Annotated in this window: 17 protein-coding genes; all 17 read left to right on the top strand. The window is 42.1% G+C overall.

What is annotated here, in order from left to right; translation table 11 throughout:
- Positions 1–15 precede the first annotated feature (15 nt).
- The 17 genes from J2Z20_RS06415 (at position 16) to J2Z20_RS06335 (ending at position 14,377) form a co-directional block, all read left to right on the top strand.
- Entirely contained in the window at positions 16–492 is a 477-nt protein-coding gene (locus J2Z20_RS06415) for a flagellar hook capping FlgD N-terminal domain-containing protein (RefSeq protein ID WP_209846679.1), read from the top strand.
- A complete protein-coding gene (locus tag J2Z20_RS06410; RefSeq protein ID WP_209846678.1) occupies positions 489–872 on the top strand; it encodes a TIGR02530 family flagellar biosynthesis protein in 384 nt (127 codons plus the stop codon). Before J2Z20_RS06415 ends, J2Z20_RS06410 begins: the two co-directional genes overlap by 4 nt.
- 85 nt (positions 873–957) lie before the next feature.
- Positions 958–1,782: a flagellar basal body rod protein FlgG gene (flgG, locus tag J2Z20_RS06405; protein WP_209846676.1), complete on the top strand. Its 825-nt coding sequence runs from the start codon at positions 958–960 to the stop codon at positions 1,780–1,782.
- Positions 1,783–1,835: 53 nt separating this feature from the next.
- Positions 1,836–2,063, top strand: a complete 228-nt coding sequence (locus J2Z20_RS06400; RefSeq protein ID WP_209846673.1) for a flagellar FlbD family protein — start codon at positions 1,836–1,838, stop codon at positions 2,061–2,063.
- A complete protein-coding gene (locus J2Z20_RS06395) occupies positions 2,063–2,524 on the top strand; it encodes a flagellar basal body-associated FliL family protein (RefSeq protein WP_209847388.1) in 462 nt (153 codons plus the stop codon). Before J2Z20_RS06400 ends, J2Z20_RS06395 begins: the two co-directional genes overlap by 1 nt.
- A 50-nt stretch (positions 2,525–2,574) precedes the next feature.
- Positions 2,575–3,573: a flagellar motor switch protein FliM gene (fliM, locus tag J2Z20_RS06390; protein WP_209846671.1), complete on the top strand. Its 999-nt coding sequence runs from the start codon at positions 2,575–2,577 to the stop codon at positions 3,571–3,573.
- Complete coding sequence (gene fliY, locus J2Z20_RS06385) at positions 3,563–4,753, top strand: flagellar motor switch phosphatase FliY (protein WP_209846669.1); 1,191 nt, start codon at positions 3,563–3,565, stop codon at positions 4,751–4,753. Before fliM ends, fliY begins: the two co-directional genes overlap by 11 nt.
- A 27-nt stretch (positions 4,754–4,780) precedes the next feature.
- Positions 4,781–5,146 carry a response regulator gene (locus J2Z20_RS06380; RefSeq protein ID WP_209846667.1) on the top strand — a complete coding sequence of 122 codons (366 nt, stop codon included), beginning with the start codon at positions 4,781–4,783 and terminating at the stop codon, positions 5,144–5,146.
- A 9-nt stretch (positions 5,147–5,155) separates the two neighbouring features.
- Complete coding sequence (locus J2Z20_RS06375) at positions 5,156–5,692, top strand: flagellar biosynthetic protein FliO (protein WP_209846664.1); 537 nt, start codon at positions 5,156–5,158, stop codon at positions 5,690–5,692.
- Entirely contained in the window at positions 5,689–6,444 is a 756-nt protein-coding gene (fliP, locus tag J2Z20_RS06370) for a flagellar type III secretion system pore protein FliP (RefSeq protein WP_209846660.1), read from the top strand. The genes J2Z20_RS06375 and fliP overlap by 4 nt, the downstream gene beginning before the upstream one ends.
- A gap of 61 nt (positions 6,445–6,505) precedes the next feature.
- Positions 6,506–6,775 carry a flagellar biosynthesis protein FliQ gene (gene fliQ / locus J2Z20_RS06365; protein ID WP_209846656.1) on the top strand — a complete coding sequence of 90 codons (270 nt, stop codon included), beginning with the start codon at positions 6,506–6,508 and terminating at the stop codon, positions 6,773–6,775.
- 11 nt (positions 6,776–6,786) lie between these two features.
- The gene (fliR, locus tag J2Z20_RS06360; RefSeq protein ID WP_209846654.1) at positions 6,787–7,575 is read left to right on the top strand and encodes a flagellar biosynthetic protein FliR; all 789 of its coding nucleotides are present in this window, start codon (positions 6,787–6,789) and stop codon (positions 7,573–7,575) included.
- On the top strand, positions 7,572–8,684 hold the full coding sequence (gene flhB / locus J2Z20_RS06355; protein ID WP_209846651.1) for a flagellar biosynthesis protein FlhB: 1,113 nt from the start codon (positions 7,572–7,574) through the stop codon (positions 8,682–8,684). Before fliR ends, flhB begins: the two co-directional genes overlap by 4 nt.
- A gap of 24 nt (positions 8,685–8,708) precedes the next feature.
- A complete protein-coding gene (gene flhA / locus J2Z20_RS06350; protein WP_209846648.1) occupies positions 8,709–10,742 on the top strand; it encodes a flagellar biosynthesis protein FlhA in 2,034 nt (677 codons plus the stop codon).
- Entirely contained in the window at positions 10,739–12,103 is a 1,365-nt protein-coding gene (flhF, locus tag J2Z20_RS06345) for a flagellar biosynthesis GTPase FlhF (RefSeq protein ID WP_209846645.1), read from the top strand. Before flhA ends, flhF begins: the two co-directional genes overlap by 4 nt.
- Entirely contained in the window at positions 12,100–12,987 is an 888-nt protein-coding gene (locus J2Z20_RS06340; RefSeq protein WP_209846642.1) for a MinD/ParA family protein, read from the top strand. The genes flhF and J2Z20_RS06340 overlap by 4 nt, the downstream gene beginning before the upstream one ends.
- A gap of 34 nt (positions 12,988–13,021) precedes the next feature.
- A complete protein-coding gene (locus tag J2Z20_RS06335) occupies positions 13,022–14,377 on the top strand; it encodes a protein-glutamate methylesterase/protein-glutamine glutaminase (RefSeq protein ID WP_209846638.1) in 1,356 nt (451 codons plus the stop codon).
- Positions 14,378–14,398 lie beyond the last annotated feature (21 nt).

Raw genomic sequence — 14,398 nt, 5'->3', positions numbered from 1 at the left:
ATAGGAGGTGATCATGTGGCTTCTTCAGATAGTATAGTATCAACTAGCAACATTTGGCCCAATTACTCCGCTCAGAACGTACAGAAGGCAAGCGCCAAAAAAACAGAACTCGGACAAGATGAGTTTTTGAAGCTACTCGTTACACAGATGCAATATCAAGACCCGCTTTCGCCGATGGATAACACGCAATACATCGCGCAATTGGCACAGTTTTCATCGTTAGAGCAGCTTACTAAGATCTCATCTCAAATTACCGCATTAGGACAAGACTTGGGCAATGCGTCGGGATTGATTGGCAAAGAAGTCACTTGGCTCACAAGCGGTGATGCACCAGTCGAGAAGAATGGTGTAGTAGGTTCGATCATCGTAAGTGACGGTAAACTTGCCGCACAGGTTGGAAGTGACTTAGTACCTCTGGACTCAATTAAAAAGATTGGTGATACGAGTTCATCTGCAGCAGGTACTGGAACGAACGGAGCGGCTACACCATGAATGAACGTTTGACGGTGGGGCAACTATTCCCCGGGAAAATTCCGTCATCCATGCTTCGCCCGAAAACACAATCAGCCTCATCAGAAAAAACGGATAGTACGTTTAGACATGTACTTGATGAGTATGTTGTTAAGTTCAGTAATCATGCAGCTAAGAGATTAGAACAGAGAGGATTACAGCTCGAGCCCGAGCAGTTGTCTAAGATTGAATCTGCGATTGATAAAGCGGCTGCTAAAGGAGCAAAGGAATCTCTTATTTTGATGAAAGACATGGCGCTCATTGTCAATGTGCAAAAACGTACAGTGGTGACTGCTATGGATGGAGATACAATGAAAGACAATATTTTTACTCAAATTGATAGTGCAGTTATTATTGCTTAAGCTAGCTGGCCCGAACTGGAGAGCTAGGGGGCCGCTGATCGACGGATGCGGTCACATTCAAACGAATTAAGGAGGAGTAACGCGGATGTTAAGATCTATGTATTCTGGTGTTTCAGGGATGAAAGGCTTCCAAACGAAGCTTGACGTTATTGGTAATAACATTGCAAACGTGAATACGGTAGGCTTTAAAGCTGGTCGGGTTATGTTTAAAGACATTCTCAGCCAAACGACTGGTGGTGTTACAGCACCTCAACCCGGAACAAAGGGCGGTGTGAACGCAAAACAAGTGGGACTTGGGGTTCAAGTTGGATCCATTGACACAATGCACATGGCAGGCAGTGCGCAAACGACCAATAATCCAACCGATTTGCGTATCGATGGAGATGGATTTTTTGTTGTTAAACTAGATGACAACCAGCAAGTTCCTTACTTAACTCGTGCTGGTGATTTTCATATTGATGCTGAGAGAAACCTGGTTACTTCAGACGGTTTGTTAGTTTGTGATGAGAATGGAACACCAATCACACTTCAATCTAATACTGTATCTTTTTCTATCAGTAATGATGGATCAATCATTGAGACAGATGATACAGGTCAAGCTAATGTAAACGTTAGAATTGGTGTGGCGAAAGTGGCTAACCCTGAAGGTCTTGAAAAATTAGGCGGCAATTTGTACCGCACAACGCTGAATGCTGATAATCGTCCAGACCTTGGCGGCGGCGGCTGGGTTGCTAATGATTCAACATTAGGCAGTGGCGCAATCATTTCAGGTCAGCTTGAAATGTCCAACGTTGACTTAACAAGTGAATTTACTGAAATGATCGTCGCTCAGCGCGGTTTCCAAGCGAACTCCCGGATAATTACGACTTCTGACGAAGTGCTTCAGGAAGTTGTCAATCTGAAACGATAATGACTAAATAATGGAGGAGGAACTCCTCCTCCTTATTTCTCAGGAGGATCGTTATGATCTTAGTAACGCGTATAAACGGTTCGCAAATGTGGCTGAATGCGCTCCTCATTGAAACCGTTGAAGAATCACCTGATACATACATTACTTTGGTTAATGGCAAACGAATTATCGTGCTTGAAAAGGCTGCTGAGGTTATTTCACTGGTGAAAGAGTACAACAAAGATATCGGAATACATGCAGCAACTATTAAAGTGCAGCAGCAGATGGAGGAAAGCTCATGATGAAGAGAATGGCACCATGGCTAATTACGATATTATTGGCCATTACACTCATTGCTCTAGCTTCATTTCTTTTAATTAATAACAGTCTTAATAAAAATAATTCTGAAACAGCAGGCAAAGAAACGAAAAAAACGATGATTTCAGCAGACAAAATTGTTGAAGAAACATCTGAAATTACAGATATCAAGACAAATTTGGCAGACTCGAATTATATTATTTCGATTAGCTTGGCGTTCCAATTAGACAGCAAAAAATCTAAAGAAGAGTTCGAAAAAATTAAAGAAATAAAAGTGAAACCGCTCATTATTAAAACATTGGCCGATACGAAGCCAGAAGAACTGAATGGTGCAAATGGCAAAGATCAATTTAGCAATAAGCTGCTCAATTTGGTTAACAAAACGCTCCCGTCGGGGAAATTGACACAAATCGATATTACGAACTTTATTCTGTCACCACTGTAATACAACTTAATTATATCGATTGGAACATTCTACAATGGGGGTGAGATAATTTGGTAGATGTATTATCGCAAAATGAGATTGACGCCCTGCTGGCCGCTCTCTCTTCCGGTGAAATGGATGCTGAAGAACTTAAAAAGGAAGAAACTCAGAAGAAAATACGATCCTATGATTTTAAAAGAGCGGTACGGTTTTCCAAAGATCATATTCGGAGCTTAACCCGAATTCATGAAAACTTTGCTCGCTATCTCACTACCTATTTTTCTGCTCAACTTCGTACCTTTGTCCAAATTAATGTTGTGCAGGTGGAGCAGCTTCCTTATGACGAATTTATTCGATCCATTCCAAAAATGACTATTCTGAACATTTTTAATGCTGAACCATTAGAAGGAAGAATGGTACTAGAGGTTCATCCAAATGTAGCGTATGCGATGGTAGATCGAATGTTAGGCGGAACAGGTAACGCTCCTGCGAAGTCAGGTACTTTGACAGAAATAGAAACTATGATTATGGAAAGGATTTTTAGCGGTGCTTTCGACAGCTTGAGAGAAGCTTGGAAGACAGTCTTGGACATGACGCCAAGAATGGAAGCACTCGAAACTAATCCGCAATTTATGCAGATCGTTTCGCCGAATGAGACGATTGCACTTATTTCACTGAGTACGAAAATCGGCGATACATCGGGTATGATCAATTTATGTATTCCGCATGTCGTCATTGAACCAATTATGTCCAAGCTTTCTGTGCATCATTGGTTCGTATCACAGAAGAAATCACGTGCACAAGAAGAGGTAGACGCACTTAAAGAGCGTGTAAGCAAAGCCAAATTGCCAATTGTCGCGGAGCTAGGAGAATCTGAACTATCTATCGCAGAATTTTTAGGATTGTCTGTGGGTGATGTTATTACGCTCAATAAATCGGTTGAAGAAGGACTTTCTATTAAAGTTGGCGACAAATTAAAATTTATAGGCAGTCCGGGTACAGTAAGGGAAAGAGTTGCAGTACAAATTGATGAAGTTGTCAGCGAAGGAGTTGAAGAACTTGACGAGTAAAGATTATTTGTCCCAAGAGGAAATTGATGCGTTGTTAAATCAGTCAAATGACAATACAGCTTCAAGCCCAAGCGAAGCAGCGCTGGATTTGACTCCGCTAGAACGCGATGCGCTTGGTGAAATTGGAAATATTACATTTGGCAGTGCGGCAACAGCTCTATCCACTCTTCTCGGTAAAAAAGTAGATATTACTACGCCGAAAGTATCTCTTATTACTCGGGCCCAGTTCGAAGATGAATTTCCAAAACCGCATGTAGCTGTTCATGTAACGTATGTTGATGGTTTTGAGGGAATTAACTCACTGGTCATTAAAACGAGGGACGCTCAAGTCATTGCAGATCTAATGCTTGGCGGTGAAGGTAATGTTGAAGAAAGCGAATTGAACGAAATTCATATTAGTGCTGTTCAAGAAGCGATGAATCAAATGATGGGTTCATCTGCGACGTCAATGTCGACGATCTTTAATAGATTCGTAAATATTTCTCCTCCTGGAATTGACATTTTGAATTTAGAAAGCGGAGAAGGGGTCAGTAACCTGCCGCCAGATGAGTCTTTGATTAAAATATCATTCAGACTCACAATTGGCGATTTAATAGACTCGACTATTATGCAGCTGTTACCTATTAAATTCGCCAAAGATATGGTGAATTCACTCATGTCTGGAACAAGCGAGCCAGAACCTGCTCCAGCTAAGAAGGAAGCAGCGGCTGCTCAAGAAGCGCCAGCGCGTCCAGTTCAAAGTGAGCCGGCTCAACCAACTTATAGTGCGCCTGATCCGCATTATCCGCCTGCAGCGGGGGTCCCGCAGCAACCGCAATATGCGGCGCCGCAGCATTATGGGGCAGTACCAAGCCGTAATGTGAATGTTCAACCTGTCCAGTTTGCAAACTTACAATCTGGTACATTTGGAAATATTGATGAAAATAATTTGAATTTATTGATGGACATTCCCCTTAAAGTCACCGTAGAATTAGGTAGGACCCAAAAGCAAATTAAGGATATCTTGGAATTATCACAGGGGGCAATTATCGAACTAGACAAGCTCGCCGGGGAACCTGTCGATATTCTAGTAAACAACAAGCTGATTGCAAAAGGTGAAGTTGTCGTCATCGATGAGAATTTCGGTGTTCGCGTAACAGATATCGTCAGCCAATGGGACCGAATTCAAAAATTACAATAAAGTAAGGTTAGGGAGGATTTTTAATCAATGGCAAACCGAATTCTAATCGTAGATGATGCTGCATTTATGCGTATGATGATCAGAGACATTCTAACAAAAAACGGGTATGAGGTAGTTGGTGAAGCTCAAGATGGGTCACAAGCTATCGAAAAGTTCAAAGAACTGAAACCTGATTTGATTACAATGGACATTACAATGCCTGAGATGGACGGGATCGCAGCGCTAAAAGAAATTAAAAAACTCGATCCAAATGCAAAAGTGATTATGTGCTCAGCAATGGGACAACAAGCAATGGTAATCGATGCGATTCAAGCAGGGGCCAAAGATTTCATCGTAAAACCGTTCCAATCGGATCGTGTTATTGAGGCAATAAATAAAACTCTAGGCGTGTAGGTTAAGGTTATGCCCAAAGAACAAACACCAACTGGAATGGTAGACACATCAGGATACATATGGAATTTAGTTACAGTGATCGTTGTCCTAGCCATTATTATTTTTGCTATCGTATTTTTAATTCGATTATTAGGTCAACGGGGTCGGAGTATGACAATGAATCGTTCTATTCGCACTCTTGGAGCGGTAGGACTTGGACCAAACAAATCGTTGCAAGCCATTGAACTTGGGGGCAACATTTATGTTGTCGGAGTTGGTGAGGATATTAGTCTCATTGATAAGATTTCGGATCCAGGCGAAGTGGCTAGCCTTATTGCAGCTTTAGAACAAGAAGCGGCGGGACAGCGAATTTCGCTATCGCCGCTGCTTGATAAGTTGGCAAACCGGTTTCGCAAGCAGGAGCAATCACAAGAAATGGAAATCGATGATTCGATATCGTTTCATGAAGTTTTTGAATCCAAGCTTCGCCGGATGCCCAATCGGAAACAAAAAATGGAAGAATTATTGATTGATGATAATTCGGAAGATCGGTTGAGGGATCCATGAAAAAAAAGCTCATTTTAGCTTCTCTTCTATTTGTAATCATCAGTGCATTTGCCGTTACTGCTGCATATGCGGATCCCATACCTAACATTGGTATTCAAATAGGAGATACAGGCGATAAACCAAGCACAAGCTCGCTTTCTATTATTTTACTAATCACCGTTATTAGTGTTGCTCCAGCGTGCTTAGTATTGATGACGAGTTTTACACGTATCGTAATCGTTCTTAGTTTTGTACGTTCAGCGCTCGGGACGAACCAAACACCGCCTAACCAAGTTCTTGTCGGTCTAGCATTGTTTTTAACTTTGTTTATTATGACTCCTACTTTCACAAACATCAATCAGGTGGCAATACAACCGTATATTAAAGGAGACATAAGTCAGTCCGCAGCACTGGAGAAGGCGTCCGTTCCGATGAAAAAGTTTATGTTCTCTCATACGAGAGAGAAAGATTTACTCCTTTTCATGAAATATACGAAAATGGAAAAGCCAAAGAGCTATGAAGATATCCCGCTCACTGTTATGATCCCGTCATTTGCAATTAGTGAGCTGAAGACTGCGTTCCAAATGGGCTTTATGATCTTCATACCTTTCTTAATAATTGATATTGTTGTTTCAAGCACGCTGATGGCAATGGGGATGATGATGTTACCGCCAGTCATGATATCTTTGCCGTTTAAAATTTTGTTGTTTGTGCTCGTCGATGGCTGGTATCTTGTCGTCAAATCGTTGCTGTTGAGTTTTAACCCGGGTTAAGCGCAAACAACACGAAATGCTTTTTGTATCAAAGATGCTTCCTGATTAGAGGAGAATGGGCATGACTTCGGAGTTTATTATAGGTTTAGCTGGACAAGCGGTCTATACGGTTCTTAAAGTTAGCGCACCTATGCTGGTCCTAGGTCTTCTAGTAGGTTTAATTATCAGTATTTTTCAAGCGACAACTCAGATCCAAGAACAGACGCTTGCATTTGTACCGAAAATTGTTGCAGTACTTTTAGCGCTCTTACTATTTGGGCCATGGATTTTAACCACTTTGGTGGACTTTACTTATAATATTTTAAACAATCTATACAAATTTATCGGATAGGCTGAAAGCGAATGAACATGTTGCTGCAAAGCTTCCCAGTCTTTTTGTTGATTTTTTGTCGAATCACATCGTTTTTTGTTGTCGTTCCGATCTTTTCCACTCGTGGGGTGCCTAGAAGTTTCAAAGTCGGATTGGCCGCTGTATTGGCACTGATCGTAACGATGGTTTATGGTTCACATCAAACCGTTCCTACGGATCTAAGTTACATTTTGGTTATCTTTCGTGAAATCATAATCGGTTTGTTACTAGGATTTGTCGCCTATCTGATGTTTGCGGTAGTGCAGACGTCCGGTGCCTTTGAAGATTTACAAATCGGTTTAGCGATGGCCAATGTAATAGATCCTATGTCGGGTACATCGGCTCCGCTCTTTGGTAACTTTAAATATATGTTTGCCGTGCTGCTTTTCTTAATTATGAACGGTCATCATTATTTATTGGATGCCATTATGCGAAGTTATGAGTGGATTCCTTTGTCCAATGATTTATTTAAACGAATGTATGACGGAAATTTGGCTGATTTTCTGGTGGAGACATTTAGTCAATCTTTCTTAATTGCTTTACAGGTGTCAGCGCCAATTGTAGTTGCTATGTTATTAACCGACGTTGGGCTCGCCTTTTTAGCGAGAACAGCACCGCAGTTTAACATTTTTTCCGTAGGTGTGCCGCTGAAAATCATTGTTGGTTTATTCATGATGGTGCTCATTGTCCCAAGTTTCTCGTATGTTTTTGAGGAGCTGTTTAACAAGCTGTTCCAAGCGTTGGAGGGACTTCTAGGAACAATTGGTCAAAGGCCGCAATGATTTTGGATGGAGGGAGTCCCTTGCGTTTCAGGTATGTGCTGAACTTGCAGTTGTTTGCTGAAGAGAAGACAGAACAGGCTACACCTAAAAAACGCCAGGATGCACGTAAAAAAGGACAGGTTGCAAAAAGTATGGAAGTCCCCGGCTCCATCATTTTGCTCTCATCCTTTCTCTGTCTTCTAATCTTTAGCCGTTATTTTAAAGACCATTTCGTTCGTTTATTTACGGACGTTTTTTTGCATCGACTGAATATGACGGTCAGTATTGACAATGTAGTCATGATGCTGGGAGAGTATGGAATTCAAATATTACTGATGATTGCACCTCTATTCATTGTGGTCATTGTGATGGCACTACTAGCTGACTACATGATGGTTGGGTTTCTCCTTACCGGAGAGCCGCTTAAAGTGAAGTTTAGCAAGATAGATCCTATTAAAGGATTTAAAAACATTTTTTCACTTCGATCGTTAGTGCAATTTTTCAAATCGGTACTTAAGCTGATTATCATTGGTTATTTGGTGTATTCGATACTATGGCATGAACGTGGAGATATTGCAGCTCTTTCATATATGAATGTGGATGCCATTTTTCAGTTTACGGCTCATCTTACTTTGAATTTAGGGCTTAAGATTGGCGCAGCGTTGTTTGTTTTAGCGATGTTAGATTACATGTATCAAAGATACGAACATGAAAAAAGTCTAAAGATGTCCAAACAGGATATTAAAGACGAGTATAAAAAGATGGAAGGCGATCCGCTTATTAAAGGTAAGATTCGTGAACGCCAGAGACGGATGGCACTGCAGCGCATGATGCAAGAGGTGCCTAAAGCAGATGTCATTATTACGAACCCAACGCACTTTGCGGTCGCAATCAAATATGATGGAACACAAATGGATGCTCCGCAAATTATAGCAAAAGGACAAGATTACTTAGCTTTACGCATTAAAGAAGTCGCCAAGGAACACGGCGTTATCACGATGGAAAATAAGCCGCTGGCCCGCGCATTGTACAACAGGGTAGAAATCGGTGAAAGCATTCCAGCAGATTTGTTTCAAGCGGTGGCCGAAGTGCTGGCATATGTATACAAATTAAAAGGCAAAGTGAAATGATAGGGATCGGAGGCAAAGAGACCATTGAAAATTAAAGATATTTCTGTCCTTGCAGGTGTCATCGGAATTGTACTCATGATGATTCTTCCGATCCCGACATGGCTGCTAGACGTTCTTCTCATTATTAATATTTCGTTGGCATTACTAATATTGCTCGTCGCGATGAATACGAAAGAAGCCCTGCAATTCTCGATCTTTCCAGCGATGCTTCTTGTTACAACGTTATTCCGGCTCGCACTCAATGTATCAACAACAAAGCTTATTTTAGGAAAGGGCGCAGCGGGAGAAGTTGTAGCAACGTTCGGGAGCTGGATTGCTCAGGGACAAATAGCGGTTGGCTTTATCGTATTTTTAATTTTGGTGGTCGTGCAATTCATTGTAATCACCAAAGGTTCAGAACGGGTAGCGGAAGTATCTGCAAGGTTTACACTCGATGCAATGCCTGGTAAACAGATGTCTATCGATGCTGATTTAAACGCCGGTCTGATTAATGAACAACAGGCGCGCGAACGACGTCAAAAAATTGAACGTGAAGCAGATTTCTACGGGGCGATGGACGGTGCCAGCAAATTTGTTAAAGGGGACGCCATTGCTAGTATTATCATCCTGTTAATTAATCTCATTGGCGGTTTTATCATTGGGATCGCGATTCATGGTATGCCGTTTAATCAGGCACTTTCTACTTATTCAATACTGACCATTGGGGATGGACTTGTAAGCCAAATTCCGGCTCTCCTCATTTCAACGGCAGCCGGTCTAATTGTTACGAGGGCTTCATCAGATGGAAGTATGGCTGATGATATAACAGGTCAGCTGTTTACTTATCCTAAACTGCTTTATATTGTTGCCGTAACGATTGCCTTGCTAGGTTTCTTTACGCCAATCCATATCATTACCACATTGCCTCTAGCGATACTGCTTTTAATAGCTGCTAGAAGGATGCAGAAGAATATGGATCGTAAGCAAATTGAAGTCGAACAGATGGAAGAGGAGCAGCAGATAGAAGAAGTGCGCAGTCCTGAGAGTGTCATTAACCTATTGCAAGTCGATCCTATTGAATTTGAATTCGGATATGGACTCATTCCGCTTGCGGATACGCAGCAAGGAGGAGACTTACTAGATCGAATTATTATGATCAGACGACAATGCGCATTAGAACTAGGTATTGTGGTCCCTGTTATCCGAATTCGCGACAATATTCAACTAAAACCGAATGAATATGTCATCAAAATTAAAGGAAATGTCGTAGGACGCGGAGAACTATTACTTAATCACTATTTAGCAATGAGTCCAGGGTATGAAGATGAGTCTGTCAGCGGTATTGAGACGTTAGAGCCTTCATTTGGACTTCCAGCTTTATGGATTGATGAAGCAACTAAGGAGCGAGCTGAAGTTGCCGGCTATACGGTCGTTGATCCGCCGTCAGTTGTCGCAACTCATTTAACGGAGATTATTAAGAAGCATGCTCATGAATTGCTTGGTCGTCAGGAGACGAGAGCACTTGTTGACAATCTCAAGGAAAACTATCCTGTACTTGTCGATGAGTTAATCCCGTCAATTCTCTCGATTGGAGATGTTCAGAAGGTGCTTGCAAAATTGCTTCGTGAAAAAGTTTCGATTCGGGATATGGTATCCATTTTCGAAACGCTTGCGGACTATGGTACCTATACGAAGGACCCTGATGTTCTTACTGAATATGTAAGGCAAGCACTGTCTAGACAAATTACACAGCAGTTTTCCGAGTCAGGGGAGACGCTTAAAGTGATTACCGTCGGCCCGACTCTAGAAAAGAAAATTGCTGAAAGTGTACAGCAGTCAGATCAGGGCTCATATTTGGCTCTTGATCCTGCGTCAACACAGACCGTTTTCCAGAAGCTCACTGAACAAGTGAATAGAATGATCCAATTGGGTCATCAACCTATTATTTTGACATCACCAACGATTCGAATGTATTTGCGTCAAGTGGTTGAGCGAACAATGCAGGACATTCCTGTACTCTCTTATAGTGAGCTTGAGCCAAATGTTGAAATTCAAAGTGTCGGAGTTGTGAATCTATGAGAGTAAAACGATATATCGTTGACACAATGCCCGAGGCAATGCTCAAAATCCGCACCGAACTTGGAAATGACGCGGTTATATTGAGCACGAAGGAACTCAAAACTGGCGGTGTCCTCGGAATGTTTCGTAAGAAGCAAATTGAAGTCATCGCAGCGATTGAGAAGGATGACAATAAGAAAGCGACAAACAAGCAAGTCACGATAGCCCCGAATCTGGCAGTTGCTCCAAGAGCTATTCCTGAAGCTTACCGAAGAACTTCGAGTTTGACGGCTGCAAGCAGGGAGGAAGAAGCAGCGACCTTAGACGGAAGACAGCAGCCTTTCACGCATTCAAAAACGGATGAGCTAGCAGAAAAATCAGCTCTGCAGAGAGACCAGAAACACGATGAATTTCTAACTCAATCTGCCATGAATGAACAAAGGCAGCAATTAAGGTCCCAGCAGGCAGCGGCAGTTGAACAGCCGCCGTCTATCAATACTGGCAATGAGAACAAATTATTTGAAGAGATTCATCAGTTGAAACTGATGATGACTAAACTATCCAAACTGGATCGAGACAATAGGGAGCTTCCTGAATTGTTACAAAAAATTCAGAACAGGCTTAGTCAGCAGGAAATTGATGAAACGCTGATCGAGCAGTGGATTGATACTCTTCTGGTTCGTATTCAAGAAACTGATGCTCAAATGGATGATGGGCAGATTATTTCTCTCTTAAAAGAGGAAATGATCTCTTATTTGCAGCCTCGACTTGTGGGCGGTATTGAACCGAAAAGCCGCATCATTTATATGGCTGGACCAACAGGGGTTGGCAAAACGACTACGATTGCTAAATTGGCTGCTGATCAACTGTTTCGCCTTCGTCGCAAAGTAGGTTTTATAACATCTGATACTTATCGGATTGCGGCAGTAGAGCAGCTTCGTACATACGCATCTATATTAAATGTCCCTCTTGAGGTGGTTCAATCACCAGCTGACTTGAACCGAGCGATGGAGCGGCTTCAAGATTGCGATTTGATCTTGATGGATACAGCAGGCAGAAATTATCGTAATGAAATGCTCGTCTCAGAACTGCAAAGTTTGTTATCCCATCATGAAGACAGCGAGACATACCTTGTTCTTAGTTTGACGTCTAAAATTCAAGATATGAAGACGATCACCGAACATTTCAGTCAATACAATTTGGACAAAGTGATCTTAACGAAATTAGACGAGACAGGAACGTATGGTACCTTATTTAATTTGATTCAAACCTATCCTCTTCATATATCGTATATTACGAATGGGCAAAATGTACCAGATGATTTGCTGCTCCCAGATGCTTCATTCTTTATCGATCTTATTCTAGGAGAAGACTTCAAATGATGGACCAAGCGGAAGCACTACGAAAAATGGTTTCTTCCTTGGACTTGTCCACAGCCTACACACCTGGTCGCCGTGAAGCACGAATACTGGCCGTATCAAGCGGAAAAGGCGGAGTGGGGAAATCGAATTTCACTCTAAATTTTGCGCTCGCTCTTAAAAAAATGGGGCGTAAAGTGCTTGTATTTGATGCTGATATCGGAATGGGAAATATTGATGTACTTATGGGTGTAAGATCCAGGTACAATTTTCTTCATCTTATAAGAGGTGAACAGAAAATTCGGGATATTGTAGAGAGCGGGCCTGAAGAACTATCTTATATAGCTGGAGGATCTGGCCTTACAGAGCTGTTCAATTTATCCGAGTCTGATATTGACTATTTTACTAGGCAGCTTGAAGAAGTATCTAGTGAAATGGACTTTATTATTTTTGATACTGGGGCAGGGTTATCCAAAGAGAATTTGCAGTTTATTACGGCAGCGGATGAATGCTTTATTGTTACAACTCCCGAACCAACAGCGATTACGGATGCGTATGCATTAATGAAAGTTGTCTATGAACTGGAGAAGAAAGTCAATTTCAAGCTTGTTATTAATCGGGCGGCTGATGAAAGAGAAGGAATTCAAACTGCCGATAAGCTATCATTAGTAGCCCGCAAATTTTTGAATTTAGATGTACCTCTGCTAGGTGTAATCAGTGATGATGTCCATGTCATGCAAGCAGTTAAGAAGCAAGTTCCGTTTTCACTAGCTTTTCCGAACAGTCCTGCAGCTCGTGATATTCAGCGCCTGGCACTTCGTTACATGGCTGTCCCGAGTACAACGGATACAGGGACCGTGATGGGAATCAAAGGATTTATGCAAAAATGGCTGAGACGTACAAAATGATTCTTCTGAAATAGGAAATGGGAGTGGAAATGACGTGGCGCCTTATCAAGTTTTGGTGGTCGATGATTCTGCTTTTATGAGGAAAATTATTTCTGATCTGATTGAAAGTGATTCGTCCTTTCGAGTTGCTGGAACTGCGCGTAACGGAATAGAGGCAGTGGAGAAAATCAGCTCCTTAAAGCCCGACTTAGTTACCATGGATGTGGAAATGCCAGATATGAATGGTCTTGATGCTTTGAAGATGATCATGAAGAAGCATCCGCTTCCTGTCATTATGCTTTCAGGTATTAATGAACAGGGAATGCGTGAGACGATCATGGCATTAGAACTTGGAGCATTCGACTTTATTCGGAAACCATCTGTGTCAAGCACTCTTGATATTAAGCAAGTAGGAGAAGCGCTGCTGGAACAGCTTCATGCAGCAATTGACGCAAGGGAGCGTAAAGCTGCTAGAGAAGCAGCGCTGCAACAAATGAAAGTAATACATACCGCTCCAAGTGGTCCTAAAATGATCGATTTGCTTGACTTACATAAACCAGAGGTAACAACGGCTAAAAATAAACCGTTACAAAGTGCAGCTAAAAAAGAACAAGCTGCTCTTAATCACCATTCTGCGCAGGAAGCGAGAACGCAGATTGCAAAAGCGAAAGAAGCACCAAAGAAGAAAGAAGCAAGACAGGATACTTCTCGGAGGGCGAAATCGGTTTTGGAGAGAAAAGATCTAAAGCCGATATCGAAAACGAAGCAGTTACCGTCTGCAACTGCGGCAACTATGGCGACGAAGCATGCAGGTAATATAGAACGATCTGCTGAGTTCACTCAGTTGGTAGCGATCGGTTGTTCAACAGGCGGGCCGAAAGCTCTAAAGACATTATTAGAGCAGTTTCCTGCATCATTCCCTGCACCGATTGTCATCGTTCAGCACATGCCGCCGAACTTTACCAAGTCGCTGGCACAGCGGCTCAATACGTTCAGTCAGCTTGAAGTAGTAGAGGCGGAGGATGGAATGATTCTTCGCAAAGGAACAGCATATATCGCTCCCGGCGGGTATCATTTAACCGTTGCACAAGCAGCGGGCGGGCACTTTGTAGCGTCGTTATCCCAAAGTGCACCGCGTAACGGTCATTGCCCTTCGGTAGATACTATGTTTGAGTCTTTACTGCCTCTTCAATCCTTGAAAAGGCATGTTGTTCTGCTAACTGGAATGGGCAGTGATGGAGCACGCGTCATGAAACAATTGTATGATGCGGGTGTTCATTCTACTTTTGCAGAGAGCGAAGAAACATGTGTCGTCTATGGGATGCCAAGATCAGCTGTTGAACTTCATTGTGTAGAGCATATTTTGCCTCTGCACGAAATTGCTCCAAAGCTTGTACAAGTTGTGAAATAACGTAATGTGATCTCATGAAGG

This window comes from Paenibacillus sediminis, assembly GCF_017873765.1.
Lineage (GTDB): Bacteria > Bacillota > Bacilli > Paenibacillales > Paenibacillaceae > Paenibacillus_AG > Paenibacillus_AG sediminis.
Note: the sequence above shows the minus strand (reverse complement) of the source record. Positions and strands in the feature narration are given on the sequence as shown.